32 protein-coding genes are annotated in these 26485 nt (G+C 66.8%); 17 read left to right on the top strand and 15 right to left on the bottom strand.

Annotated elements, in window-relative coordinates:
* A partial coding sequence (locus A5699_RS15860) for an MmpS family transport accessory protein (protein WP_067770877.1) occupies positions 1 to 596 on the top strand: 596 nt, incomplete at its 5' end.
* Between the two features lie 33 nt (positions 597 to 629).
* Here A5699_RS15860 and A5699_RS15865 read toward each other — a convergent pair.
* Positions 630 to 1328, bottom strand: a complete 699-nt coding sequence (locus A5699_RS15865) for a ferritin-like fold-containing protein (RefSeq protein ID WP_067770879.1) — start codon at positions 1326 to 1328, stop codon at positions 630 to 632.
* A gap of 296 nt (positions 1329 to 1624) precedes the next feature.
* Here A5699_RS15865 and A5699_RS15870 point away from each other — a divergent pair, with 296 nt between their 5' ends.
* Both A5699_RS15870 and A5699_RS15875 read left to right on the top strand, forming a co-directional pair.
* Entirely contained in the window at positions 1625 to 3124 is a 1500-nt protein-coding gene (locus A5699_RS15870; RefSeq protein WP_067770880.1) for a DEAD/DEAH box helicase, read from the top strand.
* A gap of 20 nt (positions 3125 to 3144) precedes the next feature.
* Positions 3145 to 4383, top strand: coding sequence for a hypothetical protein (locus tag A5699_RS15875; RefSeq protein WP_067770882.1), 1239 nt, complete (start codon positions 3145 to 3147; stop codon positions 4381 to 4383).
* A 28-nt stretch (positions 4384 to 4411) separates the two neighbouring features.
* Here the strand turns inward: A5699_RS15875 and A5699_RS15880 are convergent, their stop codons facing one another.
* Both A5699_RS15880 and A5699_RS15885 read right to left on the bottom strand, forming a co-directional pair.
* Positions 4412 to 5116, bottom strand: a complete 705-nt coding sequence (locus tag A5699_RS15880) for a PP2C family serine/threonine-protein phosphatase (protein WP_067770883.1) — start codon at positions 5114 to 5116, stop codon at positions 4412 to 4414.
* 8 nt (positions 5117 to 5124) lie between these two features.
* Positions 5125 to 5952, bottom strand: coding sequence for a ParA family protein (locus A5699_RS15885; protein WP_082957737.1), 828 nt, complete (start codon positions 5950 to 5952; stop codon positions 5125 to 5127).
* 28 nt (positions 5953 to 5980) lie between these two features.
* On the opposite strand from A5699_RS15885, the gene A5699_RS15890 reads away from it, so the two are divergent.
* From A5699_RS15890 to A5699_RS15900, 3 genes are read left to right on the top strand one after another with little or no spacing between them, the layout of a single operon-like run.
* On the top strand, positions 5981 to 6592 hold the full coding sequence (locus tag A5699_RS15890; RefSeq protein ID WP_067770888.1) for an acid phosphatase: 612 nt from the start codon (positions 5981 to 5983) through the stop codon (positions 6590 to 6592).
* 14 nt (positions 6593 to 6606) lie between these two features.
* Positions 6607 to 7674: an isochorismate synthase MenF gene (locus tag A5699_RS15895; protein ID WP_067770998.1), complete on the top strand. Its 1068-nt coding sequence runs from the start codon at positions 6607 to 6609 to the stop codon at positions 7672 to 7674.
* Positions 7671 to 8174, top strand: coding sequence for a GNAT family N-acetyltransferase (locus A5699_RS15900; protein WP_067770889.1), 504 nt, complete (start codon positions 7671 to 7673; stop codon positions 8172 to 8174). Before A5699_RS15895 ends, A5699_RS15900 begins: the two co-directional genes overlap by 4 nt.
* Here A5699_RS15900 and A5699_RS15905 read toward each other — a convergent pair.
* A complete protein-coding gene (locus A5699_RS15905; protein WP_142253727.1) occupies positions 8158 to 8535 on the bottom strand; it encodes a hypothetical protein in 378 nt (125 codons plus the stop codon). The two genes, A5699_RS15900 and A5699_RS15905, sit on opposite strands and share 17 nt — an antisense overlap.
* Entirely contained in the window at positions 8532 to 8984 is a 453-nt protein-coding gene (gene aroQ, locus A5699_RS15910; RefSeq protein ID WP_067770891.1) for a type II 3-dehydroquinate dehydratase, read from the bottom strand. Before aroQ ends, A5699_RS15905 begins: the two co-directional genes overlap by 4 nt.
* Before the next feature lie 128 nt (positions 8985 to 9112).
* Between aroQ and A5699_RS15915 the strand changes: the two genes are divergently transcribed.
* The 3 genes from A5699_RS15915 (at position 9113) to whiB1 (ending at position 11004) form a co-directional block, all read left to right on the top strand.
* Entirely contained in the window at positions 9113 to 9496 is a 384-nt protein-coding gene (locus tag A5699_RS15915; RefSeq protein ID WP_067770893.1) for a YchJ family protein, read from the top strand.
* Positions 9497 to 9531: 35 nt separating this feature from the next.
* Entirely contained in the window at positions 9532 to 10494 is a 963-nt protein-coding gene (locus A5699_RS15920) for a diacylglycerol kinase family protein (RefSeq protein ID WP_067770895.1), read from the top strand.
* A gap of 255 nt (positions 10495 to 10749) precedes the next feature.
* Entirely contained in the window at positions 10750 to 11004 is a 255-nt protein-coding gene (gene whiB1, locus A5699_RS15925) for a transcriptional regulator WhiB1 (protein ID WP_003882795.1), read from the top strand.
* Between the two features lie 583 nt (positions 11005 to 11587).
* Here the strand turns inward: whiB1 and A5699_RS15930 are convergent.
* Complete coding sequence (locus A5699_RS15930) at positions 11588 to 13087, bottom strand: sensor histidine kinase (RefSeq protein WP_067770896.1); 1500 nt, start codon at positions 13085 to 13087, stop codon at positions 11588 to 11590.
* Between the two features lie 44 nt (positions 13088 to 13131).
* Positions 13132 to 13347 (bottom strand): biotin/lipoyl-binding carrier protein, encoded by a 216-nt coding sequence (locus A5699_RS15935; RefSeq protein ID WP_003882798.1) that lies wholly within the window; start codon positions 13345 to 13347, stop codon positions 13132 to 13134.
* 132 nt (positions 13348 to 13479) lie between these two features.
* On the opposite strand from A5699_RS15935, the gene A5699_RS30305 reads away from it, so the two are divergent.
* The gene (locus A5699_RS30305) at positions 13480 to 13572 is read left to right on the top strand and encodes a 50S ribosomal protein bL37 (protein ID WP_003882799.1); all 93 of its coding nucleotides are present in this window, start codon (positions 13480 to 13482) and stop codon (positions 13570 to 13572) included.
* An 82-nt stretch (positions 13573 to 13654) separates the two neighbouring features.
* Here the strand turns inward: A5699_RS30305 and rsrA are convergent, their stop codons facing one another.
* Together rsrA and A5699_RS15945 are read right to left on the bottom strand one after the other, a co-directional pair.
* Entirely contained in the window at positions 13655 to 13966 is a 312-nt protein-coding gene (rsrA, locus tag A5699_RS15940; RefSeq protein ID WP_067770898.1) for a mycothiol system anti-sigma-R factor, read from the bottom strand.
* Positions 13963 to 14610 carry a sigma-70 family RNA polymerase sigma factor gene (locus A5699_RS15945; RefSeq protein WP_067770899.1) on the bottom strand — a complete coding sequence of 216 codons (648 nt, stop codon included), beginning with the start codon at positions 14608 to 14610 and terminating at the stop codon, positions 13963 to 13965. The genes rsrA and A5699_RS15945 overlap by 4 nt, the downstream gene beginning before the upstream one ends.
* A gap of 212 nt (positions 14611 to 14822) precedes the next feature.
* Between A5699_RS15945 and ybaK the strand changes: the two genes are divergently transcribed.
* Together ybaK and A5699_RS15955 are read left to right on the top strand one after the other, a co-directional pair.
* The gene (ybaK, locus tag A5699_RS15950) at positions 14823 to 15308 is read left to right on the top strand and encodes a Cys-tRNA(Pro) deacylase (protein ID WP_067771000.1); all 486 of its coding nucleotides are present in this window, start codon (positions 14823 to 14825) and stop codon (positions 15306 to 15308) included.
* A gap of 78 nt (positions 15309 to 15386) precedes the next feature.
* Positions 15387 to 15947 (top strand): M15 family metallopeptidase, encoded by a 561-nt coding sequence (locus tag A5699_RS15955; RefSeq protein ID WP_157561291.1) that lies wholly within the window; start codon positions 15387 to 15389, stop codon positions 15945 to 15947.
* 12 nt (positions 15948 to 15959) lie between these two features.
* Here A5699_RS15955 and A5699_RS29955 read toward each other — a convergent pair whose 3' ends face one another.
* Positions 15960 to 16109 carry a metallothionein gene (locus A5699_RS29955; protein ID WP_082957742.1) on the bottom strand — a complete coding sequence of 50 codons (150 nt, stop codon included), beginning with the start codon at positions 16107 to 16109 and terminating at the stop codon, positions 15960 to 15962.
* Between the two features lie 109 nt (positions 16110 to 16218).
* On the opposite strand from A5699_RS29955, the gene A5699_RS15960 reads away from it, so the two are divergent.
* On the top strand, positions 16219 to 17067 hold the full coding sequence (locus tag A5699_RS15960) for an NAD(P)-dependent oxidoreductase (RefSeq protein ID WP_067770901.1): 849 nt from the start codon (positions 16219 to 16221) through the stop codon (positions 17065 to 17067).
* Positions 17068 to 17070: 3 nt separating this feature from the next.
* On the opposite strand, the gene A5699_RS15965 is transcribed toward A5699_RS15960, so the two are convergent.
* On the bottom strand, positions 17071 to 18234 hold the full coding sequence (locus A5699_RS15965; protein ID WP_082957743.1) for an NDMA-dependent alcohol dehydrogenase: 1164 nt from the start codon (positions 18232 to 18234) through the stop codon (positions 17071 to 17073).
* 91 nt (positions 18235 to 18325) lie between these two features.
* Here A5699_RS15965 and A5699_RS15970 point away from each other — a divergent pair, with 91 nt between their 5' ends.
* On the top strand, positions 18326 to 19120 hold the full coding sequence (locus A5699_RS15970) for a class I SAM-dependent methyltransferase (protein ID WP_067770904.1): 795 nt from the start codon (positions 18326 to 18328) through the stop codon (positions 19118 to 19120).
* Here the strand turns inward: A5699_RS15970 and A5699_RS15975 are convergent.
* Entirely contained in the window at positions 19108 to 20634 is a 1527-nt protein-coding gene (locus tag A5699_RS15975; RefSeq protein ID WP_369806704.1) for a methyltransferase, read from the bottom strand. The two genes, A5699_RS15970 and A5699_RS15975, sit on opposite strands and share 13 nt — an antisense overlap.
* A complete protein-coding gene (locus A5699_RS15980) occupies positions 20631 to 21413 on the bottom strand; it encodes an SOS response-associated peptidase (RefSeq protein ID WP_197508303.1) in 783 nt (260 codons plus the stop codon). The genes A5699_RS15975 and A5699_RS15980 overlap by 4 nt, the downstream gene beginning before the upstream one ends.
* 66 nt (positions 21414 to 21479) lie before the next feature.
* Here A5699_RS15980 and aroA point away from each other — a divergent pair, with 66 nt between their 5' ends.
* From aroA to A5699_RS15995, 3 genes are read left to right on the top strand one after another with little or no spacing between them, the layout of a single operon-like run.
* Positions 21480 to 22793, top strand: coding sequence for a 3-phosphoshikimate 1-carboxyvinyltransferase (aroA, locus tag A5699_RS15985; RefSeq protein WP_067771005.1), 1314 nt, complete (start codon positions 21480 to 21482; stop codon positions 22791 to 22793).
* Positions 22794 to 22799: 6 nt separating this feature from the next.
* Positions 22800 to 23780 (top strand): ribosome small subunit-dependent GTPase A, encoded by a 981-nt coding sequence (gene rsgA / locus A5699_RS15990; RefSeq protein WP_067770908.1) that lies wholly within the window; start codon positions 22800 to 22802, stop codon positions 23778 to 23780.
* A 42-nt stretch (positions 23781 to 23822) separates the two neighbouring features.
* Entirely contained in the window at positions 23823 to 24629 is an 807-nt protein-coding gene (locus tag A5699_RS15995; protein WP_067770910.1) for an SDR family oxidoreductase, read from the top strand.
* Positions 24630 to 24708: 79 nt separating this feature from the next.
* Here A5699_RS15995 and A5699_RS16000 read toward each other — a convergent pair whose 3' ends face one another.
* Both A5699_RS16000 and A5699_RS16005 read right to left on the bottom strand, forming a co-directional pair.
* Positions 24709 to 25128 (bottom strand): hypothetical protein, encoded by a 420-nt coding sequence (locus tag A5699_RS16000; protein WP_067770913.1) that lies wholly within the window; start codon positions 25126 to 25128, stop codon positions 24709 to 24711.
* Between the two features lie 104 nt (positions 25129 to 25232).
* Complete coding sequence (locus A5699_RS16005) at positions 25233 to 26471, bottom strand: fatty acid desaturase (protein ID WP_067770915.1); 1239 nt, start codon at positions 26469 to 26471, stop codon at positions 25233 to 25235.
* Positions 26472 to 26485 lie beyond the last annotated feature (14 nt).

A 26485-nucleotide genomic window follows, 5' to 3' on the forward strand; every position in this document is an offset into this window, starting at 1 on the left:
ACGAGGAACCGCTCGACCGGCGCTGGATCTGGGTGGCCGCGGTGGCCGGGGTCGTGCTCGTGGTGGCGGTGGTCTGCACCTCGGTGATCCTGGGTGGCGGCGACAGCGGTTCCGTCTCGGCGAGCCTGACCCCGTCGGCAGCTCCCACGCAGACCACCGCACCGGCGCAGGACGCCACGTCCACCCCGGTCCCGCCGCGCGCGGCGCCCACCGCACCGCTGTCGCCGGAGACCGTGACCACGGTGACCCCGACGCCCAGTGCGACCGTGGCGCCCGAGCCGGTGGCCCCGCCGGTCGAGGCCGCGCCGCCCGCGGCCGCCGTGAACCCGAACACCATCACCTATCGCGTGACCGGCAACCGGCAGCTCATCGACCTCGTGACCATCGTCTACACCGATGCGCAGGGCGCACTGCAGACCGACATCAACGTCGCGCTGCCCTGGACCAAGACCGTGGTGCTCAACCCTGGAGTCCAGCTCAAGTCCGTGACCGCGACCAGCGTGGCGGGCCAGCTCAACTGCTCGATCACCGACGCATCGGGTGCCGTTCTGATCCAGCAGGCCAACAACACGATGATCACCACCTGCACGCAGTAAGAAGCACGCAGGTACGACTGGGCTTGGCGGGTATTACGCCAGGCCCAGTTCCTGCATTCGGGACTGGTGGGTGTTCTGCAGCCGGCCGAAGAACTCCGCCAACTGGGTCAGACCTTCACCGCTCGACATCACCAAGTCGACGAGTTCGTCGTGATCGGCCAGCACGTACTGCGCCTGCGTGACCGCCTCGCCGAGCAGCCGCCGTGCCCACAGCGCCAACCGGTGGCGCTGCCGATCGCTGGCGGTCACGGCCGCGCGCACCTCGGCCACGACGAACTGGGAATGCCCCGTCTCGGCCAGCACCGCGCGCACCACCGCGGACACCTCTTCGGGCAGTGCGTCGGCGATCTCCAGATAGAAATCCGCCGCCAGCGCGTCACCGATGTAGGTCTTGACCAACGCCTCCAGCCAGTTGCTCGGAGTGGTCATCCGGTGGTAGTTCTCCAACACCGAGGCGTACTTCGTCATCGCGGGGACGACGTCAACTCCCCTGCGCTCCAAGGCATCCCGCAACAATTCATAGTGACCTATCTCCGCGGCGGCCATGCTCGCCATGTTGATCCGGCCGCGCAGATTGGGAGCCATCCGCGCCTCGTCGGTGAGCCGGTAGAACGCGGCGACCTCGCCGTAGGCCAGCACCGCGAACAACTCGTTGACGCCAGGATGATCCGCCGTCACGCCCGAATCGACCGATTCGACGATCTTTTGCGCGGCAGGCTGAGGCGAATTCATGACGCCAACTCTAGACGTCACCGGGACCCCACGAGCAGCTGGCAAATGGGCTCAGCTCACGCGACCAGCTACAATGGGAGACGGTAACGGCTTCGAGCCGACTCTTTCAGCGCCTGAGCCGCTACCAGGAAATGTGCGTGCACGCAGTTGGCCCGCCCTGTGGAGCTGGGCCCAGCGGATCGGCAGCGCCGACGGATGCAGACGTCATCCCGGGCGAACCCGACCGTTTCACCGTCAAACTCCGTGTGCGCTGGATGCCCATGAGGTTTGACAGTGAAAGGCCACCTCTACTCACCATGACGCATGTAAACAAGACATTTGCCGAACTCGGCGTCCGCGACGAAATCGTCCGCGCACTCAGCGAGAACGGCATTCAGCACCCCTTTGCCATCCAAGAACTGACCCTGCCCCTGGCACTGGCGGGCGACGACCTGATCGGTCAGGCCCGCACCGGCATGGGCAAGACCTACGCGTTCGGCGTCCCGCTGCTGCATCGGGTCTCCAGCGACGAGTCCCGCCCGCTCAACGGCACACCGCGGGCCCTGATCGTGGTTCCCACCCGCGAGCTGTGCCTGCAGGTCTATGACGATCTGGCCGGCGCCTCGAAATACCTCACCGCCGGTGACCGCAAGTTCTCCGTCACCTCTATCTACGGCGGCCGCCCCTACGAACCTCAGATCGAGGCACTGCGCAAGGGCGTCGACGTCGTCGTCGGCACCCCGGGCCGGCTGCTCGACCTGGCCCAGCAGGGCCACCTGCAATTGGGCGGGCTGTCGGTGCTGGTGCTCGACGAGGCCGACGAGATGCTGGACCTCGGCTTCCTGCCGGACATCGAGCGCATCCTGCGGCTGACTCCCGACGACCGGCAGTCGATGCTGTTCTCGGCCACCATGCCCGACCCGATCATCACGCTGGCCCGCACGTTCATGAACCAGCCCACCCACATTCGGGCCGAGGCCCCGCACTCGGCAGCCACCCATGACACCACCGAGCAGTTCGTCTACCGAGCTCACGCCTTGGACAAGTCGGAGTTGGTTAGCCGGATCCTGCAGGCCGAGGGCCGCGGCGCCACGATGATCTTCACCCGGACCAAGCGCACTGCGCAGAAGGTGTCCGACGAACTCGCCGAGCGCGGGTTCAAGGTCGGCGCAGTGCACGGCGACCTAGGACAGGGCGCGCGAGAGAAGGCGCTGAAGTCGTTCCGCACCGGGGCCGTCGACGTGTTGGTCGCCACCGACGTGGCCGCGCGCGGCATTGATATCGACGACGTCACGCACGTCATCAACTACCAGTGCCCCGAAGACGAGCAGGCCTACGTGCACCGCATCGGGCGCACGGGCCGCGCCGGCAAGACCGGCGTCGCCATCACCCTGGTCGACTGGGACGAGCTGACCCGCTGGGAAACAATCGACAAGGCGCTGGAGCTCGGTTGCCCCGATCCGGCCGAAACCTATTCCAGCTCACCGCACATCTACGAAGAGCTGAACATTCCGGCCGACGCGACCGGCACCATCGGGTCGCCGCGGAAGTCCGCCGCCAAACGCAGCAGCGACGAGAAGCGCATTTCTTCGGCCGATTCGGCAGACCGGCCGGCCAAGACCAGGACGCGTACCCGCCGGCGTACCCGCGGTGGCCAGTCGGTCAGCGGGCATCCCGAAGGCGCCCCGGCACCGGCCGATTCCCCCGAGGCCGCGCCGGTGACCGAATCGGACGACACCGCAGGCGAGGCATCGCACACCGGGCGTCGCCGCCGTCGGCGCCGTCCCCGCAAGACCGAGACGGCAACGGCCGGCTGACCGCCAGACAAGACCGGTCAGTGGTCAAACCCGAACGCCGCACCCGCGGCGACATCGCCGCCGCGCTGGCCATCGTCGCGATCGTCACGGTGGTGGCGGGCCTGATCTGGTGGACCAGTGATGCCCGCGCCACCGTCAGCCGGCCCGCGGCAGAACCCGTGCCGTATCTGACGCCGGCCCGCGAGGTGCCCGCCGGGCTGCAACAGCTGTGGGTCGCCGACAGTCCGAAGACCACCCAGCCCGTGCTCGCCGGTGGATCGGTGGTGACCGGTGAGGGTTCCACCGTCGCGGGCCGCGACCCGGTCAGCGGCGCAGTGCTGTGGAGCTATGCCCGCGATCTGGAACTCTGCGGGGTCACCTCGGTGTACCAGTACGCGGTCGCGGTGTACCCCGATGTCCGCGGTTGCGGGCAGGCCAGCACGATCGATGGCAAGACGGGGCGACGCGGGCCCGCACGCACGGCCTACGCCGATCCCGAGGTGAAGCTGTCCACGGACGGAACGACCGTGCTCGCGGCCGGGGACAGCCGTCTGGAGCTGTGGCGGTCGGACATGGTGCGGATGCTCTCGTACGGCGCCCTGGACGCGCGCATCAAGCCCGACGTCCCGGCCTCACCGGTGTGCCGGCAGTTGTCGGCGGCGGCGAGTTCATCGGCGGTGTCGGTGCTGGAATCCTGCCCGAAGAGCAAGTTCATCCGGCTCACCCTGCTGCGGCCGGCCGACGAAGAGGACACCCCCGAGGTGCGCTACGTCGATCTGCAGGACATCACCGATGAGTCGGGAGCCCAGGTGATCGCGGTGTCGGGCACCACGACGGCGGTGTATCTGCCGGTGCCCCGGCCGATGGTCAATGTCATCGACGAAACCGGAAAGACGTTGGCCAGCCTGCCGCTGGCCAAACCGGCCGCACCACAGTCGGCCGCCACTCGTGCCGGCGACCTGATCACCTGGTGGACCGGTGATTCGGTAATGGTGTTCAGCACCACCGGAGGAAGCGGCCTGCAGTACAAGTTCACTGTGACGCCCACCCAGGACGAGTCGGGCCACCATCTGCCCGTCGGCCCCGCCACCGTGATGGCCGGGCAACTACTGGTGCCGGTCAACGATGGCTACGACGTCTTCGATCAGCAGAACGGGGCGGGGATACGTCACATCGCGCTGCCGCGCACGCCCAGCGTCTCGCCGGTAATTCCGGCGGTGGCCGGAGACACAGTGCTGGAGCAACGCGGGACGCAACTGGTGGCGCTGGGCGCCGGATAGGCCTGCGCGTGAAGGTTCTTGCCTGAAATCAGCCGATGTCGATGACGATCACGGTGGTGTTGTCGCTGCCCCCGGCATCGTTGGCGACCTGAACGAGCCGCCACGCCGCATCCTCGGGTTCGACGTCGGTGCCGGCCGCGGCGACCACGTCCGCGTCCTCTGCACCGGCGAACAGGCCGTCGCTGCTGATCAGCAGCCGGTCGCCGGCACGGCAGTCGAGATCGAACAGATCGGGCCGAATGACCGGGCCGATCCCCAGCGCCCGGGTCAGCAGATGCCGGTGCGGGTGAAACCGTGCCTCCTCGCGGGTGATCTCGCCAGACCGCACCAACTCCCCCGCCACACTGTGATCGTCGTTGAGCTGGCGCATCACCCCGTCACGAATGCGGTTCAGCGGTGAGTCCCCGATGTTGATGGCCAGCGGTCCCCCTTGCTCGTCGCCGAAGATCGCGACCAACGTCAACGTGGCACCCGAACTCGTCCCCGACGCGCTGACATGGGCGAACACCTGATCGTTGGCCTGCTGCACGGCGCCGATCAACCCGTCGCGGTCCGGGGCCGCAGCGAATGCGGCGGCCAGCGTGTCGACGGCAATCCGGCTGGCGTGCTCACCTTCGGGTCCGAAGCCGTCGGCAACCGCGTACAGAATGCCGTCGGCCAGGACCGCGTCCTGGTTGCTCTCACGCACGGGGCCCTGGTCGGTGGCCGTGGCCGCCCGCAACACCGAAACCATGACCGGCTCTACCCCACCTCTGGGGTGAAGGTGGGCAGCTTCTTGCCGGACTTCCAGTGTTTGAGCAGCGCCTGGGCCAACTCGCGGTACGCCAGTCCACCCTTGCTCTTACGGCCGGCCAACACCGAGCACCCTGACGCGCTCGCCTCGGCGAACCGGACCGTCCGCGGAATCGGCGGGGCCAACACCGGCAGCTCGTACCGGTCGGCGACATCGAGCAGCACGTCCCGGCTGTGTGTGGTGCGCGAATCGTAGAGCGTCGGCAACGCCCCCAGCAGGGTCAGCTCGGGATTGGTGATCTGCTGGACGTCGGAGATCGTGCGCAGGAACTGCCCGACGCCGCGGTGGGCCAAGGTTTCGCACTGCAACGGCACGATCACCTCATGGGCGGCCGTGAGGCCGTTGAGCGTCAGCACACCCAGCGACGGCGGGCAGTCGATGATCACCACGTCGAAATCGGATTCCACCTTGGCCAGGGCGCGTTTGAGCGCATACTCCCGGCCGGCCCGCATCAACAGCATGGCCTCGGAACCGGCCAGGTCGATGTTGGCCGGCAGCAGCGTCATCCCCTCGGCCGTCTCGACCAGAGCCGCCCCCGGTTCGACGTCGCCGAGCAACACCTCGTGAACGGACACCGGCAGTTTGTCGGGGTCGTGACCCAACGAAAACGTCAGACAACCTTGCGGATCCAGATCGACCAGCAGCACCCGTCGCCCCTGCTCGGCCATCGCCGCGCCCAGCGATGCCACCGTCGTCGTCTTGGCTACCCCACCCTTTTGATTGGCGACCGCTAATACTCGAGTCACACCTTCATCCAAGCACGCTCTCGACGCCATTGCCGTGACGTGCGGCAGAATCGCCGGTGTGAGCGACCGCCTGCACCGCCTGATCCTGCTTCGCCACGGCGAAACCGAATGGTCGGCGACCGGTAGGCACACCGGCCGCACGGAGTTGGAACTCACCGAAACCGGACGCGAACAAGCCGCCCTCGTCCGCCCGGCGCTCGCCGAACTGCAGTTGAGCGATCCGCTGGTGGTCAGCAGCCCGCGCACACGTGCACTCGTCACCGCCGAACTGGCCGGCTTGCACGTCGACGAGGTCAACCCCGTGCTGTCGGAGTGGGATTACGGTGACTACGAGGGTCTGACGACTGCACAGATCCGTCAGACCGTGCCGGACTGGCTGGTCTGGACCCATGGTTGCCCCGGCGGAGAGAGCCTGACGCAAGTCAGCGCCCGTGCCGACCGGGCGGTGGCGCTGGCCTTGGAGCACCTGCCCGGCCGAGATGTGGTGTTCGTCGGGCACGGGCATTTCTCCCGCGCGATGTTGACCCGGTGGACCGAACTTCCGGTTGCCGAAGGCATCCGGGTGTCGATGGTGCCGGCTTCCCTTGCGGTCTGCGGTTTCGAGCATGGCGTGCGTCAGATCACCGCGCTCGGCCTGACCGGTCATCCCAACCCGTGTCTGTCGCAGTGAACCCGTCGTTCGTGATGGCCGGGCCGGCCGGTGCCGTACTGGCCGAAGGAATCCGAACCGGATTCGCCGACATCGCCGAAGCTCAGGCCGCACTGCGTTCGGGAACGCCAATTGTGCTGGGCGCCTTGCCGTTTGACCTGACATCACCGGTCGCACTGCACGAACCCGAAATAGTCCGATTCACCGATTCCCTGCCGAGTCAGCCGACCGGCCCACCGCCGACGGTGCGCGACCGCGAAACCCTGCCGCCGGGGCCGGTGCACCGCGAGCGGGTGGCCGAGGCGATCCGTCGACTGCGCGATCCGCAGAACCCGATCGACAAGGTGGTGCTGGCCCGTGCCCTGCGGTTGACCGCCGAGTCCCCGTGGGACATTCACAGCGTGTTGCGCAGGCTGGCCGCCGCGGACCCGGCGGCTACGGTCTACCTGGCCGACCTGTCCCCGGCCGGGGCGACGCACGCCGGCACCGTCCTGGTCGGCGCCAGCCCCGAGTTGCTGGTCGCCCGCGAGGGAGAGATGGTGATCTGTCAGCCGTTCGCCGGGTCGGCGCCGCGGTCGCCCGATCCGGAGATCGACAAGGCAAACGCTGCGGCGCTGGCCGCCTCGGCGAAGAACCGCCACGAGCATCAACTGGTGGTCGACATGATGCGTCAGGCACTGAGTCCGCTGTGTGTGGACCTGCAGATCGCGCACGAGCCAGAACTGCACGGCACCGACGCGTTGTGGCACCTGAGCACGCCGGTTGTTGGCCGCCTTCGCGAAAAGCACACTACTGCAATCGATCTGGCGTTGGCGCTGCATCCGACCCCGGCGGTCGGCGGAGTACCCACCGACGCCGCAGCGGCGCTGATCGGTGAACTGGAGGGCGACCGCGGGTTCTATGCGGGCGCCGTCGGCTGGTGCGACAGCAGCGGTGACGGACGCTGGGTGGTGTCGATCCGCTGCGCGGTGTTGTCCGCGGACCGGTGCACGGCATTGGCGAGCGCCGGCGGCGGTATCGTCGCCGAATCCGATCCAGACGACGAAGTCGACGAGACCACCACCAAATTCAAGACAATCCTGACCGGACTGGGGGCGACATGAGCGAGCTGATCCGCCGGGCACGCCCGGGTGATGAGGTCGAGATCACCGCGATGATCCGCGAACTGGCCGAGTTCGAGCAAGCCTCCGATGAGTGCACTGTGACCGTGAAGCAAATGCACACAGCCCTTTTCGGAGACCGGCCGGTGGCGTACGCGCACCTGGTGGAAGTTGACGGCCAGGTCGCCGCGACTGCGGTGTGGTTCCTGAACTTCTCCACGTGGGACGGGGTCGCCGGGGTGTACCTGGAGGATCTTTATGTGCGCCCGGCCTTTCGGCGGCGTGGACTGGCCCGCAAGTTGTTGTCCACGTTGGCCGCCGAGTGCGTGCAGCAGGGTTACAGCCGGCTCAGTTGGGCAGTGTTGAACTGGAACGTCAACGCGATCGCGCTGTACGACGCCGTCGGAGGCACACCGCAGACCGAGTGGACCACCTATCGGGTTTCGGGCGCTGAGCTGACGGCGCTGGCCGACGAGACCGCGGCGTCTAACTCCGCCGGGTGATCCAGTCCACCGAGGACGGGCTGAACAGCAGCCCCAGGGTCACCAGGGCGAGCAGTCCGACCAGGATGCCGTAGACGACGTGGTGTGAGGTGATCACGTACCAGGCCACCGGCAGCAGCAGCAGATTGGTCAGCACGGCGATGCCCCGGCCCCAGCGTCGCGCCGTGATCAGCGCCCAGCCACCGGCCAGGACACCTCCACCGATGAGCAGGAACCAGATCGCGGTGCCGTATCCGGAGACGATGTGCTGGTCGGCACCAGCCACCGCTCGCACCAGCAAGACGACCGCCATGATCAGCGCGGCCACCCCTTCGGCGGCGGTCAGGAAACCCGCGTAACGGATCGAAGGCGGCTGGATCACGACAGCCGCTCCGCCAGGTAGCGCACCGCGTACTCATAGCCGGCCGGGCCGGCACCGGCGATCACCACCTGCGCGACGGCCGACACGTAGGAGTGATGCCGGAACGGTTCACGGGTGTGGATGTTGCTCAGATGCACCTCGACCACAGGCAACTCGACGGCGCTGAGTGCGTCGCGGATCGCCACCGAGGTGTGGCTGTACGCCGCGGGGTTGATGATGATGCCGACGCAGTCCTCGCGGGCCGCCTGGATGGCATCGACCAGCGCACCCTCGTGGTTGCTCTGCACCGCTCGGATCTCAAATCCGAACCCGGCAGCGGTCTCGGCCACCTGCTGCTCGATCTGAGCCAGCGTGGTCGAGCCGTAGATCTCGGGCTGGCGGGTGCCGAGCAGGTTGAGGTTCGGCCCGTTGACGAGCAGTAAACAGGGCTTGTCCGAGCGTGCAGTCACGTCTGTACGGTACCGGGCCCTCGCGCCGTCGAGATCGACGTCAGGGTTGCGATTCGGCGAGATTCACCACCCTCACGTCGATCTCGGCGGGTAGGACGACGCGTGGACAGACCGGGATACTTGGCCCCGTGACCGACCACCCCTGCCCGTGCGGTACCGGCCGCGCCTACCCCGACTGCTGCGGACCGCTGCACTCCGGCGCCCCGGCTCCCACGGCCGTCGCGCTCATGCGGTCACGGTTCAGCGCATTCGCTGTTGGTGACGACGCTTACCTGTTGGCTTCCTGGCATCCCGACACCCGTCCCGACGAGCTGGACATCGACGAGACCATCACCTGGCGTCGGCTGCAGATCGTCGACACCGACGCCGGCGGCCACGAAGACACTGTCGGTGTGGTCGAGTTCCGTGCCCAGTACGTCCATGACGGGAAGCGGCACATCCTGCACGAACGCAGCCGGTTCGAGCGTGTCGAGGGTCAGTGGCGCTACCTGGACGGCGAAATCCACGAATAACGGCCGTACACCTTGCCCGGTTAGGCTCATGCCCCGTGCGTGCCGTGCTGATCGTCAACCCGAACGCCACCTCGACCACACCGGCCGGTCGTGACCTGCTGGCCCATGCGCTCGAAAGCCGGGTGACGCTGACCGTCGAACACACCAATCACCGAGGTCACGCGATCGAGATCGGCCGTGAGGCGGCCCGTGACGGCGTCGATGTGCTGATCGTGCACGGTGGTGATGGCACGGTGAACGAGGTGGTCAACGGCGTGTTGGGCGATTGCGGATCCCGCCCCGATGCCGCTTTGGCACCCGCAGTTGCCGTGGTGCCCGGAGGTTCGGCCAACGTCTTCGCCCGGGCGCTCGGCATCAGCCCCGACCCCATCGAGGCCACCAACCAACTTGTCGACCTGCTCGGCGGCTACCGGTTGGGCCGGCCGTGGCGCCGGATCGGCTTGATGGACTGCGGCGAGCGTTGGGGCGTGTTCACCGCGGGCATGGGTGTCGACGGCGATGTGGTGGCCGCCGTGGAGGCCCAACGCGCCAAAGGACGCAAGGTCACCGCGTCGCGCTACATCCGGGTGGCCGTGCGGGAATTTCTGGCCAGCGCCCGTAAGGACCCATCCCTGACGGTGCAGTTACCGGGTGCCGAGCCGGTGTCCGGGGTGCACTTCGCGTTCGTGTCGAACTCCAGTCCCTGGACCTACGCCAACAGCCGCCCGGTGTGGACCAACCCGGATACGACGTTCGACAGCGGCTTGGGAGTGTTCGCCACGACGAGCATGAACATCTGGTCAAATCTGCGCCTGGTACGGCAGATGGTGTCCCGCAACCCGCGCCTGGCGGCCAAGCATCTGATCCGGGAAGACGACGTGTCGTCGGTCACCGTGACGAGTGACACGCCTGTCGCGTGCCAGATTGACGGGGATTACATCGGCCCGCGTGAAATCATGACGTTCACGTCGGTACCGGAGGCGTTGAGCGTCGTCGCTCCGCCGATTAAAACTGATTGACCTGCGCAAACACACCGCTTATGGTGGAATTAGGGCGCAGCTGGATCTGAGTGTAGTACACAGGAGTGAGGGGTCCAGGAACCGGCCCCGGCAGTGACGTTGCCCACGTGTTAACTGAACACTATTGACATCTGTTCAGGCTGTGAAAGCATCAATGCAACAGTGCAGAAACATTCGTGTGCACGCGTTAACAGCCGAAGAAAATCTGGTGCGCTTCGCCGCGCACACATACATGTCTACGAGGAGTTTGATCTTATGGATTGGCGCCACAAGGCCGTCTGTCGCGACGAAGATCCGGAGCTGTTCTTCCCCGTGGGAAACAGTGGCCCGGCGCTCGCTCAGATCGCTGATGCCAAGCTGGTTTGCAACCGTTGTCCGGTCACCACCGAGTGCCTCACCTGGGCCTTGGACTCCGGCCAGGACGCCGGCGTCTGGGGCGGAATGAGCGAGGACGAGCGTCGCGCCCTCAAGCGTCGCAATGCCCGCACCAAGGCCCGCACCGGAGTCTGATTCAGCAGACCTCGACGCAAAGCTATGGCCCTGACGAAAGTCGGGGCCATGGCTTATTTTTCGGGCCTTTATCGACAGCAAATTGCGTAATTGTCGTCACATTTCACATTTCGCGGGCATGCAATTCCTTCAGTGGTACTGATGTCCCACTGTGGAGGTGCTGGGAACGGTGCCGTGGCGCTCGAGTCTGGGACAGATCGGTGATCGTCCCCGATTTCGCCGCGGTGTCCGATGTGCCCGGCTTTGCGCGACAATCGAGCGACAATCGCCTCACAGGCAACTCCAGCCTCACCAAACCCATTGGCGCCGACCCCTTTTGACATTCCAGCATCTCTGACCCCATGGACCTCACCTGTCCAGTGCCCGACTGCCAGCGACTCCGTCGCTGACAGCTGGACAAGCCGAAATCCGTGGCAGATGAGGCTGTTGGGCTCTGGGGGACAGAAGTAGTGAGCGGCGGTGTGATCAACGGTGCCACAGAGGCTGATGCGGCGATTGTCGCTGAAAAGTCGCTGATAAGCGGGCAGAACGCCACTCGCTTCGGCAGCACGTCACGCAAGCCCCGTGCGACACACCCGAGAACTCACTGGATGCCGCGGCTGCGCCGTCCGATCGGCACTCGCAGCACCACGTCGGTTCCTCCTGAATCGACGTCATGCATGCCCAACGACCCGTCCAGTTCCGCGGTCACCAGCGTCCGGACGATCTGCAGACCCAGCCGGTCCGACTTCTCCAGGCTGAACCCGTCGGGCAGCCCGCACCCGTCGTCGTGCACCACGACATCGAGCCAGCGGGCCGACCGTTCAGCCCGGATCGTCACGCAACCCTGTTGGGTGTCGACGTCGAAGGCGTGCTCGATGGCGTTCTGCACCAGTTCGGTGATGACCATGATCAGCGCGGTGGCCCGGTCGGCATCAAGGACGCCGAGAGCACCCTCACGGTTGATCCGAATCGGGGTGTCCACTGAAGCGACGTCGTTCATGATCGGCAGGATCCGGTCGATCACCTCGTCGAGGTTGACTTCCTCGTCGACCGACATGGACAACGCGTCGTGCACGAGTGCGATCGAGGACACCCGTCGCACTGACTCGATCAAGGCCTCGCGGGCCTCCAGGTTGTTGGTCCGGCGCGCCTGCAGCCGCAGCAGGGCCGCCACGGTCTGCAGGTTGTTCTTCACCCGGTGATGGATCTCGCGGATGGTGGCGTCCTTGCTCAGCAAGGCACGGTCGCGTCGTTTGACCTCGGTGACGTCGCGAATCAGGACCGCAGCACCGGCAGAGGCGCCGTGCACGACCAACGGCAGGGTCCGCAACAACACCGCCGCACCACCCGCGTCGACCTCCATCCGCATGCTCGAGCCGCCGGCCAGCGAGTCGCGCACGTGGTTGGCCAGTTCCTGGGCCTCGAACGGGTCTGAGATCAACGGACGGGTGACGGCAACCAGGTTGTGTCCGTCGAGCTCCGAGGCCAGGCCCATGCGGTGATACGCCGAAATCGCGTTGGGACTGGCGAACACCACATCACCGACCTCGTCGAGGCGGATGAACCCATCACCCGCCCGCGGACTAGAACGTGACATCGCCAAGTCGCCCACATTGGGGAAAGTGCCTTCGGACAACATCTGCAACAGATCGCTGGCGCAATCCAGATACGCGCCTTCGAGCGGGCTGGCCATCGGGCGGGCCGCCAGTGCGGTCTGGTGCGTCAGAACCGCGACCACATGATCGCGGTGTCGCACGGGTACCGCTTCCACGTTCAGACCGGGCAGATCCGGCGAATGTCGTTGCGTCCCACCACTTCCCCGACCGATCACGCCTGACTCGAAGGCTGTGGTGACGACGGGGAGATCTCCGGCGGCGGCCAGGGTGCCGACCGAGTCGGCAAGCAGCACGGTGGGCGCGGTGTTGGGCCGCACCTGCGCGACGCACACCAGCACGCCGTCATCACGGCGCACCCACATCAGATAATCGGCGAACGACAGATCGGCCAACAGTTGCCACTCCCCCACCACCGCGTGCAGGTGGTCCACGGCGCTGCCGGGCAGCACCGTGTGCTCGGCGAGGAGGTCACCGAGGGTGGACATCAGTCAACTTCTTTCCGCGGCACGGAGAGCGAGAACGCTCCCCGTCAGTCGATCACCGCAATGAGATCGCCGGCCTGGATCACATCGCCCTCGGCGACGTTGACCTTGGTGACGGTTCCCGCCACCTCGGCGAGCACCGGAATCTCCATCTTCATCGATTCGAGCAGCACCAGGGTGTCCCCCGCACCGATCTGATCGCCCTCGTGAACCACGACCTCGAGCACACTGGCCACGATTTCTGCGCGAACGTCCTCGGCCATCTTCACCCCACTTCCGGCTGCTAACCCGACTACTTCTGCGGCCTATATCGAACCACAACCCCGGGTGGACAACGCTGCCCCCAGGCCATGAGACACTAGGGAGCAAGCTCTTACACCATCTGGAGGAACATCATGGCCAAGCGTGGCCGCAAGAAGCGGGACCGCAAGCACTCGAAGGCGAACCACGGCAAGCGTCCCAACGCCGGTTCGAAGTCAGTGCGCTAGCCGCTTCGGCAGACTGTGACCGCCCGACTCCTCTTCGGAGATCGGGCGGTTTGTCGTCGGGCCAGGCAGGCTGAGCGCCTGGTCAGCCCCGAATGATCGTGGTCTGGCTGATCTGGATGCGCAGGCGCTCGCGCAACCCCTCCGGGGCCTTCTCACCACTGCACTTGTTCGCGATCAGGCGCTTGACCCGCTCCTCGACCCCATAGTGCCGCAGGCACGCCGGGCATTCTTCGAGGTGGTGCTTGAGCTTGTCGCGGCTTTCGGGGGTGCATTCACCGTCGAGGAGCGTCCACACCTCGGCGATCACCGCAGCGCAGTCCGGGTGTTCTGGATCGACCGGACCGATCGGCGGGGTCCAGCGCTCGTGGTCCATCGACTCGCGGCCGTCACTCATGAGGAGACCTCCTCCGGTTCACCAAGTTGCTGACCTCGGATGAAGCCACGATCCCTGGCCACGTCGGCCAACAGGTCACGCAACTGCTTGCGCCCGCGGTGCAGACGGGACATCACCGTCCCGATCGGAGTATCCATGATCTCGGCGATCTCCTTGTAGGGGAAGCCCTCGACGTCGGCGTAGTACACCGCCATCCGGAACTCCTCGGGCAGCGCCTGCAGCGCCGCCTTGATCTCGGTGTCGGGCAGCGCTTCGAGCGCCTCCACCTCAGCCGAGCGCAACCCCGTCGACGAATGTTCGGCATTGGCAGCCAGCTGCCAGTCCGTGATCTCGTCGGTGGGGTACTCGGCGGGTTGGCGCTGCTTCTTGCGGTAGCTGTTGATGTAGGTGTTGGTCAGGATGCGGTACAGCCACGCCTTGAGGTTGGTGCCCTCGCGGAACGACCGGAACCCGGCATAGGCCTTGACCATCGTCTCCTGCAGCAGGTCCTCGGCATCAGCGGGGTTGCGGGTCATGCGGAGTGCGCCACCGTAGAGCTGGTCCAGCAATGGGATGGCATCGCGCTCGAAGCGCGCGGTCAGCTCGGCATCGGTCTCGGCGGGAGGCTGCGGCGCGTCAGGCTCGGCCTGCTCGACGTCAGTCATCGTGGGAAACACCTTCCCTTCTGTCGCGGCGCCACCAAGGCGTCCGGAATACCACCGGGTATCCGCCGGCCGTTCCAGGCATACGGTTGGCACCAGAATCCTCCTCACGATCCTAGAGCGTGCTACCGACAAGTAGCGCTGAGCAGGTGTCGAGAGCAATAACAGCGGGCACGTGCTGCTGTGTTCCCGGCATGCCCGGCTACCCTGTGCCGATGGCGCGCGCAGCAACCCCGGCCATCGCCGCCCTGGTCGCCGCGGACATCGACCATCGCGTCGTGCAGTACCGCCACGACCCCCGCAACGATTCCTTCGGCGCCGAGGCGGTCGCCGAACTGGCTGCCGACGGCTTCGTCGCCGAACAGGTGTTCAAGACGTTGATCATCGCGCTGCCCAAGGGGCTGGCAGTGGCGGTGTTGCCGGTGCCGACCAAACTGTCGCTCAAGGCCGCGGCCGCGGCGCTGGGAGTGCCCAAGGCCGAGATGGCCGATCCGGCGGCCGCGCAGCGCTCGACCGGATACGTGGTGGGCGGCATCTCACCGCTGGGGCAGCGCAAGCCGCTGCCCACGGTCGTCGACGCTTCTGCCCTGCAGTTCGACACGGTGCTGTGCAGTGCCGGTAAACGAGGCTGGGACATCGCGCTGGCCCCGGACGACCTGATCCGGACCACCGGCGCGGTGACCGCCGAAATCGCCGTCTGATCCCAAGCAGACAGATCGAGTTGCTGGAGGCTTTGGAATCGCTGGCAACTGGGCGACCACAGTAATGTGGGGCCGGTGATGCCGATGACGGTGGGGACGACGGTGGCCTCAAGTGTCGCCGCCGTGGCCGCGCTAACTGTCATGTTCGGCACGTCGGCGCCGGCGCCGCAGATCCGCCTGGCCGACGACACCGTCCCGATGACCCAGGGTGACGGGTCACTGGCCGACGGGCAGGTCCTGACGCCGTTCGACGTGCAGCACCCGGCGATCGGCCGGTTGGAACCGCGGCTGCTGGCCGCCATCCAGAACGCCGCAAATGCCGCGGCCGCCGACGGCGTGACCATGACGATCAACTCGGGGTGGCGGTCGGCCGCATTCCAGCAGTCGCTGCTCGATCAGGCGGTGCAGACCTATGGCAGCCTGGCCGCCGCCCGCCAGTACGTGCAGACCCCGACCGCATCCCGGCATGTCACCGGCGAGGCGGTCGACGTCGGCGGGCCGCAGGCCGACCAGTGGCTGATCGCCAACGGCGCGCGCTTCGGGCTCTGCCAGATCTACGCCAACGAGCTGTGGCATTTCGAGCTGGTCGCCGACCCGGCGGGCAACTGCCCGCCGCTGCTGCCCAACGCCGCGGGCTGACGTATCCAGTGCCTATTCGGTGACGGGCACCATGTCGGCGCCGCAGGTGCACTTGTAGCTGGTCTCGGGCCTTTTGCAGTGACACTCCGACTCGACGCGGATCCGGCACCCACAGCCTTCGTGTGCACAGGTCAGGACAGTTCCGGCAGGAACGGCGCTCATGGTTCTCCTCCAGGTGTGGTGCGGTTCGGTGACGACGTCCCCCATCGTCCCTCTGGCACAGCCCGGAACCGTCGATTTCACGACAACTCGATCGGCCTATCGTGTCTTCATGACAATGTCCGGGAAGACCATGTTCATCTCCGGCGCCAGCCGCGGTATCGGCCTGGCGATCGCCAAGCGGGCCGCCGCCGACGGCGCCAACATCGCGCTGGTAGCCAAGACGGCCGAGCCGCACCCCAAACTCGAGGGCACGGTCTACACCGCGGCCAAGGAAATTGAGGAGGCGGGCGGGCAGGCGCTGCCCATCGTCGGTGACGTCCGCGACGGTGACTCGGTGGCTGCCGCAGTGGCCAAGGCCGTCGAGCAGTTCGGTGGCATCGACCTCTGCGTCAACAACGCCTCGGCGATCAACCTCGGCTCGATCGAGGAGGTTCCGCTCAAGCGGTTCGACCTGATGAACGGCATCCAGATCCGAGGCACCTATGCGGTGTCCCAGGCCTGCATCCCGCACATGAAAGGCCGCGAGAATCCGCACATCTTGACCTTGTCCCCGCCGATCCGGCTGGAGTCGCAGTGGCTCAAGCCGACCGCGTACATGATGGCGAAGTTCGGAATGACATTGTGCGCGTTGGGTATCGCCGAAGAGATGCGTGAGGCCGGCATCGCCTCCAACACGTTGTGGCCACGCACCCTGGTGGCCACCGCGGCGGTGCAGAACCTGCTCGGCGGTGACGAGGCGATGGCCAAGGCCCGCCGCCCCGAGGTCTACGCCGACGCGGCGTACACGATCTTCAACAAACCCGCGCGTGAGTTCACCGGGCAGAGCCTGCTGTGCGAGGACGTGCTGGTCGACAACGGCGTCACCGACCTGTCTGTCTACAACTGCACGCCAGGCGGCGACCTCGGCGTGGACCTGTGGGTCGACACCCCCAACCCGCCCGGCTACACCGGCCCCTAGGCGCTACGCGAACTCGATGACACCGCGAATGTTGCGGCCTTCCCGCATGTCGGAAATCCCGTCGTTGATCTGATCGAGGCGGTACCGCTTCGATACCAGTTCGTCGAGTTTGAGATGGCCGTTGCGGTACATGTCCAACAGCATCGGCATACTCGCGCGGGGATTCATGCCGCCATACAGCAAGCCCTTGAAGGTCTTGCAGTTCTGCAGCATGTCGGCCAGCACCATCGGCACCAAGCTGATCTCGATCTTGGGGACGCCGGTCATCAGACAGGTACCGCCCTTGCGCGTCAACATCAGGGCCGGTGCCACCATCTCGGCGCGTACGACGCTCGGCGTGAGCACCACCCGGTCGGCCATCACCCCGCGGGTCAGTTCCTGCACCAGTGGAAACGCCGCTTCCATCGACGGGCAGGTGTCGGTCGCGCCGAAGAACTTGGCGGTATCCCGTTTGAAATCGACGGGATCCACCGCTATCACCAGATTGGCACCGGCCGCACGGGCCCCCTGGACCGCGTTGACCCCCACTCCGCCCGTGCCGACGATCACGACGGTGTCACCGGGTTGTGTTCCGACGCCGACGGTTCCCGAACCCCACCCTGTCGTCACTCCGCACGACAGCAGTGAGGCGGCCTCCAGGGGAACCGAATCATCGAGCTTGATCACCGAATGCTCGGACAGCACAGCGTATTCGGCGAAGGTACCGAGCTGGCCGAAAGCCAGCAGGTCTTCGTCGCCGAGGTGACGGCGCACGGTGTTGTCGGTGACCATCTCCTTGGCCAGCATCATCGCCCCGTTGTCGCACAGATACGTCATGCCCGACACACACCAGCGGCACGCGCCGCACGCCGCGATGAACGACAGCCCGACATGATCGCCCGGCTGCACCGACCGCACCCCCGGTCCGACCTCTTCGACCACACCGGAGCCCTCATGTCCACCCAGCAGCGGGAAATAGTCCGGGACAGGTATGCCCATCCCCTCGTACATCGCGATCAACTCCGGCGGAGGGGTCATGTCACCGGTCGAGAAATGGTCGTCGGAGTGGCAGATTCCGGCCACCGCCATCCTGACCAGTACCTCGCCCTCATGGGGCGGGTCGAGCGTGATCTCTTCGATCTCCCAGTCCGCGCCGACCCCGCGCAGCACAGCGCCCCGGCACTTCATCGCTTTGGCAGGTGATTCGGTCATCCTCTCAGCATTGACCCACTGGTGCTCAGATGATCAGGTATCCGGCTACCCCATTAGGCTCGTCGGCATGCCCGATCCTCAGCCCACGGACTGGTCCACCGGCCGCTACGAATGCGTCGCCGAGCGCATCGCGACCATCGCGGCAGAAGTCGTCGCCGCTGCCGACAGGCGCCGACCCATCCGCGACGCCGCCGTACTCGACCTGGCGTGCGGGACCGGCAACGCCGCACTGGCCGCCGCGGCCGCCGGAGCGCGGGTCACCGGTGTGGACCTCACTGCCGATCTGATCGAGGTCGCGATGAGCCGACCGGGTGCCGGCGCCGTCCAGTGGGTGGTGGCCGACGCCGCCGACACCGGTCTTTCCGCCTCGACGTTCGACGCAGTGGTGTCGAACATGGGCATCATCTTCGTCGAGCCGGTACGACTCGTCGACGAGGTTGCCCGCGTGCTGAAACCCGGTGGGATATTCGGCTTCTCGGCGTGGGTGCGCGATTCTGTGGGCAGCCCGTTCTCCACCCCGATCCTCGAAACGCTCGGCGCGCCACAAGGGTTGAGCCACTCCCCCGATCAATGGGGCGACAGCGATACGGTGCGCGATCGGCTGTCCCGGGCCTTCACCGACATCGACATCGACACCGCCCGCTACACCTGGACGTTCGGCTCGGTCACGGACGCGATGTACTTCCTCGAGCACGAATCCCCCATGCACGTCGACCTATTGGGCCGAATCAGCCCGGACCAGCGCCGGCAGTTGCTCGCCGCCTTCGAGGCTGCGCTCACCGCGCACGCCGACCACACCGGCCAGGTGTCGTTCAGCAGCCCCTACCTGATCGCCACCGCAACGCGCACTCACTCTGCCTGATAGAGGATTCCGCGTCCGATCGCCTCTCGGACCTCCGGCAGCGCCGCCTGCGCCAAGGCGTCGGTATCCACCCCATGGTGGGCAGCCAGCAGTTCGATGAGCGTGCCCAACGGCACTTCACCGCGGCACCCGGCCAGCAGGGCCCGCATCACCTCGTCCACCCCGATGACCGCGGCCGGCCCACCGGGTCGGCGCACGGCCGCACCGACCTGTTGCCAGCCGTTGGGCCCGGGCAGCGACTGTTCTTCGAGAAAGACCGGCGCCGTGGACAATCGGGCAGCCAGGAGCGCGTCGTCGCCGGTGCCCCGAAGGTAGGCGCGACGGGCGAAGAACGCGTCCACCTCAGATCCGGTGAGCGCCTCGTCGGCCCCGGTGATCTCTTCGAGGATCTGCTCCGGCGCTTCCCCGGCGCGCGGAACCCGTAACGAGATCATGCCCATGCCGACGCCGGTGATACCTTCCTCGCTGAACCAGTCGAGCCATTGCCCGCCGCGGTCGGCCTGGCGGTCGAGGTCTTCCCCGGCGTCGGCCAGCCACAGCGACACATAGCTCAGCGGATCGGCCAGCTCGCGTTGCACCACCCAGGCGTGCAGGCCGGTGCCGGCCAGCCAGCCGCGGACGCGGTCGCGCCAGTCGGTGCCCGTGCCTCCAGTGCCTTCTGGACCCTCCCGCACGATCCAGTTCGCCATGATGTGCGCGGTGCCGCCCGGATTCAAATATCCGCCGATTTGCTCGATCAGGCTCTGGCACAACGCATCTCCGGCCAACCCGGAATCCCGGTAGATGTAATCGCGGGCACCCGAGCCGACCACGAACGGCGGATTCGAGACGATCAGGTCGAACCGTTCACCGGCCACCGGCTCGAACATGTTGCCGCACCGCAGGTCCCACGACATACCGCTCAGCCGAGCGGTCATCGCCGCCAGCGCCAACGCGCGCTCGTTGGTGTCGGTTGCGACGATCTCGTCGCAATGGGCATTCAAGTGCAACGCCTGGATGCCGCATCCGGTACCGAGATCCAGCGCCCGACCGACGGGGTTGCGCGTGACGGCCCGGGCCAGGGAGATCGACGCACCGCCGATGCCGAGCACATGATCGTGACGCAGTGGCCCCCGCCGCAGCGCGGCGTCCTGGTCGGACACCACATAGAAATCGCGGGTTCCGTCGCTGTGCGGGCGGATGTCCAGAACGGACCGGATGTTGTCGCCGGCGAACTCGAGCACACCGGCGTCGACCAACGCCGTCAGGCTGGAAGACGGGAACGCCGCACCCACCAGTTCGGCCGGCTCCGCGGTGCCGAGCAGCAACAGCCGCACCAACACGGCCAGTCGCCGCAGCTCGGCCGGGGCCGCGTGCGTGACCCGCAGGACCGGCCACCACACCCCGCGGTCCAGCGCGGTCCCGGCGTCGCCGAGAAGGTCGGCGACCCCATCGGTGGTGTAGCCGGCCGACCGCAGATCGGCACCGATCGCGTCGACAAGGCCAAGGTCGACGCTTCCGACGATCCCGCTCAAAACAGTCCCATCTCCTCGGGCTCGGCCGGCTCGATGAGCTCCGGGCCGTTGTTGCGGACATTGTTGACCAGACGCGACACCTCCCGCACGGCGATCCGATCGAGGTCGCCGTGCCCACGCAGCAGCCCCTCGTCGATCGGGGCGTCGGGATCCAACCAACGGTCCCAGTCGGGCGCGCTGATGGTCAGCGGCATCCGGTCGTGGATCTCGCCCAGCGGTCCGGCCGCGTCGGTGGTGATGATGGTGCAGCTGAGCAGTGGCGGCGCGTCTTTCGGCGCGCCTTGCGGACGCCAGGTGGTCCATAGCCCCGCCATGAACAGCAGCTCACCGTCGGCGCCGTACATGTAGAACGGCGTCTTGGCTTTCTTGCCTGCGTCCGGGTTGGGCCGCCACTCGTACCAGCCGTCCATCGGGATCAGGCAGCGTTTGTTCTTGGCGGAGTTACGAAATGCCGGCGAGCTGGTGACCTTGTCGGCACGCGCGTTGATCAGCAACGGCCCCTTGGTGTCCGGGTTGCCGTCCTCGCCGGTATTCACCCACGGCGGGATCAAGCCCCAGCGCATCGAGCGGACCCGGCGCGTCGAGGAGTCCTCGGGTTCGGTGTGTCGTTTGACGACGCTGGTGATGGTCGTCGTCGGAGCCACGTTGTAGTTAGGACCAGCACTGTAGTTGGCACCCGGCAGGTCCTTGTCGCCCGCGCTCGATGCCGACTCGTCGATTGCCTGGATCTTCTGCGCCAACAGCGCCGGATCGGTGGTCACCGCGAAACGTCCACACATAGTGCCCATGGTTGCAGAATCCGCGGACAAGGCAGGATATAGCTCGTGAGCGGACGTGAGGAGCAGATGACGCACTGGCCGGCTCCGTCGGCGACGGCCCCGGTCGACGCGACGGTGACGGTGCCCGGTTCGAAGTCGCTGACCAACCGCGCGCTCGTGCTGGCCGCGTTGGCCACCGCGCAGGGGCCCTCCACGATCAGCAATGCACTGCGCAGCCGCGATACCGATCTGATGATCGACGCGGTCCGCACGCTGGGCGTCACGGTTCAGGAAGCCGCGGACGACCCAACCGAGCTGACCGTCGCCGGCCGCATCGACCCTGCTGCCGATGCGCGGGTGGACTGCGGGCTGGCCGGCACGGTGTTGCGGTTCGTGCCGCCGGTGGCGGCGCTGAGCACCGCATCGGTCACGTTCGACGGTGACGAGCAGGCCCGGGCCCGGCCGATTGCACCGCTGCTCGACGGGTTGCGTGGGCTGGGTGTCGACGTGGACGGCGACGGATTGCCGTTCGTGGTGCGCGGCCGTGGCACCGTGTCCGGCGGCACCGTCGAGATCGACGCGTCGGGCTCCTCGCAGTTCGTTTCCGGGTTGTTGCTGGCGGGCGCCACGTTCAGCGACGGGCTGACCATCGTGCACACCGGATCGTCGGTGCCCTCGGCTCCGCACGTGGCGATGACGGTCGCGATGTTGCGCGACGCCGGCGTGCAGGTCGACGATTCTGCCCCCAACCGCTGGCGGGTGTCCCCCGGACCGGTCGCCGCACGGCAATGGAGTATCGAGCCGGACCTGTCCAACTCCACACCGTTCCTGGCCGCCGCGATCGTCACTGCCGGCACCGTGCGGATCGCCGGTTGGCCCGCGGCCAGCATCCAACCGGCCGACACCATCCTCGACCTGTTGACAAAGGTGAATTCGACTGTCCAACAGCGTGATTCATATCTCGAGGTCACCGGCGCAGATGGCTATGACGGATTTGACGCCGACCTTCATGATGTGGGTGAACTGGCGCCGACGGTGGCCGCGTTGGCCGCGTTGGCGCGCGAAGGCGCCACTTCGCGGTTGCGAGGCATCGCGCATCTGCGTGGGCACGAGACCGACCGGCTGGCAGCCCTGACGGCCGAGATCAACGGTCTCGGCGGTGACTGTGCCGAAACCGACGACGGGCTGGTGATCACCGCCCGGCCGCTACACGGGGGCACCTGGCGGTCCTACGCCGATCACCGGATGGCCACCGCCGGGGCGATCGTCGGCCTGCGGGTGCCCGGCGTGGCCGTGGAGAACATCGAGACCACCGCCAAGACACTGCCCGACTTCCCGCTGATGTGGGTGCAGATGCTGGCCGGCGACCCGCCCGCTGGCCCACAAAAAAGGGGGAAGTAAGCCACCTTGGGAGCGCGGGATTACGACGAGTCCGACGTCCGGATCAGGCCGGGCCGCGGTACCCGTCCGCGCACCAAGATCCGCCCGGACCACGCCGACGCCCGTTCGGCGATGGTGGTGACCGTCGACCGCGGCCGCTGGGGCTGCGCGCTCGATCGCGACCCACATCACCGGGTGGTCGCGATGCGGGCCCGTGAGCTGGGGCGCACCCCGATCGTGGTCGGCGACGACGTCGACATCGTCGGCGACCTGTCCGGCCGCCCGGACACCCTGGCCCGGATCGTGCGCCGCGGTGAACGCCGAACGGTGTTGCGCCGCACCGCCGATGACACCGATCCGACTGAGCGCGTCGTGGTGGCCAATGCCGATCAGCTGCTGATCGTGGTGGCGCTGGCCGATCCGCCGCCACGCACCGGATTCGTCGAACGGGCGCTGATCGCCGCGTATGCCGGCGGCCTGAAACCCGTGCTGTGCCTGACGAAATCCGATTTGGCCGCACCCGAGCCGTTCGCGGCGCAGTTCCGGGACCTGGACCTGACCATCGTCACCGCGGGCCGCGAAGATCCGCTCGACGCCGTGGCCCCCCTGCTGACCGATCAGGTCACGGTCTTCCTCGGGCACTCCGGCGTCGGCAAATCCACGCTCGTCAATCGTCTTGTCCCCGAGGCAGACCGGGCTACCGGTGAGGTTTCCGGGGTGGGCAAGGGTAAGCACACCTCCACCCAGTCGGTCGCGCTGCCGCTCGACGGCCAGGGGTGGGTGATCGACACGCCCGGGATCCGGTCGTTCGGGCTGGCCCACATCGAACCCGACGATGTGTTGCTGGCGTTCTCGGATCTGGCCGAATCCATCGCCGACTGTCCGCGCGGCTGCGGGCACATGGGACCGCCCGCTGATCCCGAGTGTGCGCTCGACACGCTCTCGGGCCCGGCCGCCGACCGGGTCGCCGCCGCACGGCGTCTGCTGGCGGTGTTGACGGAGGCCTGAAGGCCCACCGGTGCACGGCGCCGGACAGCTATCGTCGACATCGTGGCTACCTACGTTCTGACCGGCAGCGCCTCCGGCATCGGTGCCGCCACCAAAACGCGACTGGAATCCGACGGGCACCGGGTGATCGGCGTGGACCTGCGTGATGCCGATGTGAACGCGGATTTGAGCACCGCAGACGGGCGAGCCGAGGCGATCGCGAAGGTCACCGAGCTGGCCGCCGCGGGCCTCGACGGTTTTGTCCCCTTCGCCGGATTGGCCGCCGCCACCGGCCGGCCGGCGGATCTGCTGATCGCCGTCAATTACTTCGGCGCGATCGAGCTGCTGGAAGGGCTTCGGCCACTGCTGGCCCGAGCCGAGACCGCATCGGTGGTGCTGATCAGCTCGAATTCGACCACCACCCAGCCGAATTGGCCGGCCGAACTGGCCGAGGCCTGTCTGGCCGGCGATGAGGCCCGCGCCAACGCCGTCGCCGCCACCTACGGCGATTACGCAGCGCTGCAGGCGTATCCGGCAACCAAGGCCGCGCTGGCGTACTACGCGCGCACAAAGTCCGCGGAGTACGTCGCTGAGGGCATCCGGCTCAACGCGATCGCGCCCGGTCTCATCGACACCCCGATGACCCAGGAGGGTCGCACGGACCCGCTGACCGGTGCCGGGATGGAGCAATTCCTCAAGACCATTCCCGCCGGACGCGGCGGACGGCCCGAAGAGGTAGCCGCGCTGGTGGCGTTCCTGCTGGGGCCCGAGGCGGGCTACTTTGTCGGGTCGGTCATCTTCGTCGACGGTGGCATCGACGCCGCGCTGCGGGGCAAGGACTGGCCGAGGGTGTGGCAGATCGATTCGTGACGCGCTGCCAGGGTGCGCAAAATGCCGACAGTTGACGGCGTGTCGAGCAGCAAACCCGCACGCTCGCGCAGGTGGGGGGTCAGTGCTTGGACTTGGCCTCGGCGGCGGCCTGCTGTTGCTGTTGCTGTTGCTGTTCCTGCTTGGCCGCCGCCATGGCCGCACGGCCCTCGGGGCTCGCGGCCGAATTGCCCGGGGTCTTGGCGGTGGCCACCCCGGCGTTGCAGTTGAGGTTGAGTAGTTCGGTGTCGGTGACGGGCTTGAAATCGTCGCCCTTGTGCCAGTGCGCCTTCTCGGCGTGGGTCACCACGCAGTCGTCGTCGGACACTGAATCGCCCGACCGGGAAGCCACCACGCCTTTCATCCCGGCGTCGGCCAGTTCCGACTGCACATCGGAATACTTCTGGCCGGCATAGTCATCGGCTGCGGCGACGCCGGTGGCCAGAACGCCCACCGGAAGCGCCGAAACACCCAGCACCACAGCCACGAGCAACTTCTTCACGAGCAGAAGCGTATGAGCGCCGGCTGCCAGGAAGCTGTGCGTCGAACGTGAGCTTGTTGTCGATTTCTCCGCGGATTCTCGACAACAGGCTCACGTTCGAGGAGCTACTTGCGACGCCAGCCGCGGACCGTCTCGATGGCGGTCTTCAGGCCGCGGCGACGCCCGGTGGCCGGGTCGGTGACACCGTATCCGTCGAGCTCGGTGAACATCCGCTCGCTGCGGGTTTCCGGCGCGTTGTCGGCCGTGTCCTTCAGGAACCGGTCGGGCAGAGACAGTTTGGCGATGGTGCGCCAGGTCTTCCCGTACTGCACCAAGAAGGGACCCGTCGTGTAGGGCAGGTCGTACTTGTCGCACAGGGCCCGCACCCGGACCGCGATCTCGGCGTACCGATTGCTCGGCAGATCCGGGAACAGGTGATGCTCGATCTGATGGCACAGGTTGCCGCTCATGAAGGCCAGCACCGGGCCGTTGTCGAAGTTGGCGCTGCCCAGCATCTGGCGCAGATACCACTGTCCGCGGCTCTCACCGATCATATCGGTCTTGGTGAATTTCTCTGCGCCATCAGGGAAATGGCCGCAGAAGATCACCGCGTTGGCCCACACGTTGCGGATCACGTTCGCCACCGCGTTGGCCTTCAGCGTCGACTTGAAGGTCGCACCCGGCGACAGTGACGTCAGCGCCGGCCACACCACGTAGTCCTTGGCCAGCTGGTGTCCGGCCTTGACGCCGAACTCACGCATGCGGATCAGGGTGGCGTTGCGGTTGTCGCGGCCTTTGAAGATCTTGCCGAGCTCCAGGTGCTGCAGCCCCACGCCCCACTCGAAACCGATGGCGAGAAGGGTGTTGAACAGCAGATTGCCGTAGAGGTTGAACGGCTTCCACTTGGCATCGCGGGTGACGCGGATGACGCCGTAGCCCACGTCGTCATCCATCCCGAGGATGTTCGTGTACTTGTGGTGCATGAAGTTGTGGGTGAACCGCCAGTGCTTGGACGCCCCGCTCATGTCCCACTCCCACGACGAGGAGTGAATCTCGGGATCGTTCATCCAGTCCCACTGGCCGTGCATGACGTTGTGGCCGATCTCCATGTTCTCGATGATCTTGGCCACGCCCAGAGTGACGGTTCCGGCCCACCAGGCGGAACGCTTCGAGCTCGCCGCGAGCATGACGCGGCCGGCGACGTCGAGCGCACGTTGCGCCGCGATGGTACGGCGGATGTAGCGCGCGTCGCGCTCACCGCGGGAGTCTTCGATGTCTTGCCGGATCGCATCGAGTTCTATGCCCAGGTTCTCGATGTCGGCATCGGTCAGATGCGCGAATGCGGGAACGTCGGTAATTGCCATCGTCAGCCTCCTCT

The organism is Mycobacterium sp. E802 (assembly GCF_001666875.1).
In the GTDB taxonomy this organism is placed as follows: domain Bacteria; phylum Actinomycetota; class Actinomycetes; order Mycobacteriales; family Mycobacteriaceae; genus Mycobacterium.

Coding starts and splice junctions, on each gene's coding strand:
- A5699_RS15895 (WP_067770998.1), top strand. CDS start 6,607: ATGGCCGGGCCGGCCGGTGCCGTACTGGCCGAAGGAATCCGAACCGGA.
- A5699_RS15865 (WP_067770879.1), bottom strand. CDS start 1,328: ATGAATTCGCCTCAGCCTGCCGCGCAAAAGATCGTCGAATCGGTCGAT.
- aroA (WP_067771005.1), top strand. CDS start 21,480: ATGACGCACTGGCCGGCTCCGTCGGCGACGGCCCCGGTCGACGCGACG.
- A5699_RS15935 (WP_003882798.1), bottom strand. CDS start 13,347: ATGGCCGAGGACGTTCGCGCAGAAATCGTGGCCAGTGTGCTCGAGGTC.
- rsrA (WP_067770898.1), bottom strand. CDS start 13,966: ATGAGTGACGGCCGCGAGTCGATGGACCACGAGCGCTGGACCCCGCCG.
- A5699_RS15965 (WP_082957743.1), bottom strand. CDS start 18,234: ATGAAGTGCCGGGGCGCTGTGCTGCGCGGGGTCGGCGCGGACTGGGAG.
- A5699_RS16005 (WP_067770915.1), bottom strand. CDS start 26,471: ATGGCAATTACCGACGTTCCCGCATTCGCGCATCTGACCGATGCCGAC.
- A5699_RS15880 (WP_067770883.1), bottom strand. CDS start 5,116: ATGGTTTCGGTGTTGCGGGCGGCCACGGCCACCGACCAGGGCCCCGTG.
- A5699_RS15980 (WP_197508303.1), bottom strand. CDS start 21,413: ATGTGTGGACGTTTCGCGGTGACCACCGATCCGGCGCTGTTGGCGCAG.
- A5699_RS15930 (WP_067770896.1), bottom strand. CDS start 13,087: ATGTCCACCCTCGGTGACCTCCTCGCCGAGCACACGGTGCTGCCCGGC.
- whiB1 (WP_003882795.1), top strand. CDS start 10,750: ATGGATTGGCGCCACAAGGCCGTCTGTCGCGACGAAGATCCGGAGCTG.
- A5699_RS15970 (WP_067770904.1), top strand. CDS start 18,326: ATGCCCGATCCTCAGCCCACGGACTGGTCCACCGGCCGCTACGAATGC.
- A5699_RS15900 (WP_067770889.1), top strand. CDS start 7,671: ATGAGCGAGCTGATCCGCCGGGCACGCCCGGGTGATGAGGTCGAGATC.
- A5699_RS15885 (WP_082957737.1), bottom strand. CDS start 5,952: ATGGCGTCGAGAGCGTGCTTGGATGAAGGTGTGACTCGAGTATTAGCG.
- A5699_RS15945 (WP_067770899.1), bottom strand. CDS start 14,610: ATGACTGACGTCGAGCAGGCCGAGCCTGACGCGCCGCAGCCTCCCGCC.
- A5699_RS15960 (WP_067770901.1), top strand. CDS start 16,219: ATGACAATGTCCGGGAAGACCATGTTCATCTCCGGCGCCAGCCGCGGT.
- A5699_RS29955 (WP_082957742.1), bottom strand. CDS start 16,109: ATGAGCGCCGTTCCTGCCGGAACTGTCCTGACCTGTGCACACGAAGGC.
- A5699_RS30305 (WP_003882799.1), top strand. CDS start 13,480: ATGGCCAAGCGTGGCCGCAAGAAGCGGGACCGCAAGCACTCGAAGGCG.
- A5699_RS15870 (WP_067770880.1), top strand. CDS start 1,625: ATGACGCATGTAAACAAGACATTTGCCGAACTCGGCGTCCGCGACGAA.
- ybaK (WP_067771000.1), top strand. CDS start 14,823: ATGGCGCGCGCAGCAACCCCGGCCATCGCCGCCCTGGTCGCCGCGGAC.
- A5699_RS15955 (WP_157561291.1), top strand. CDS start 15,387: ATGCCGATGACGGTGGGGACGACGGTGGCCTCAAGTGTCGCCGCCGTG.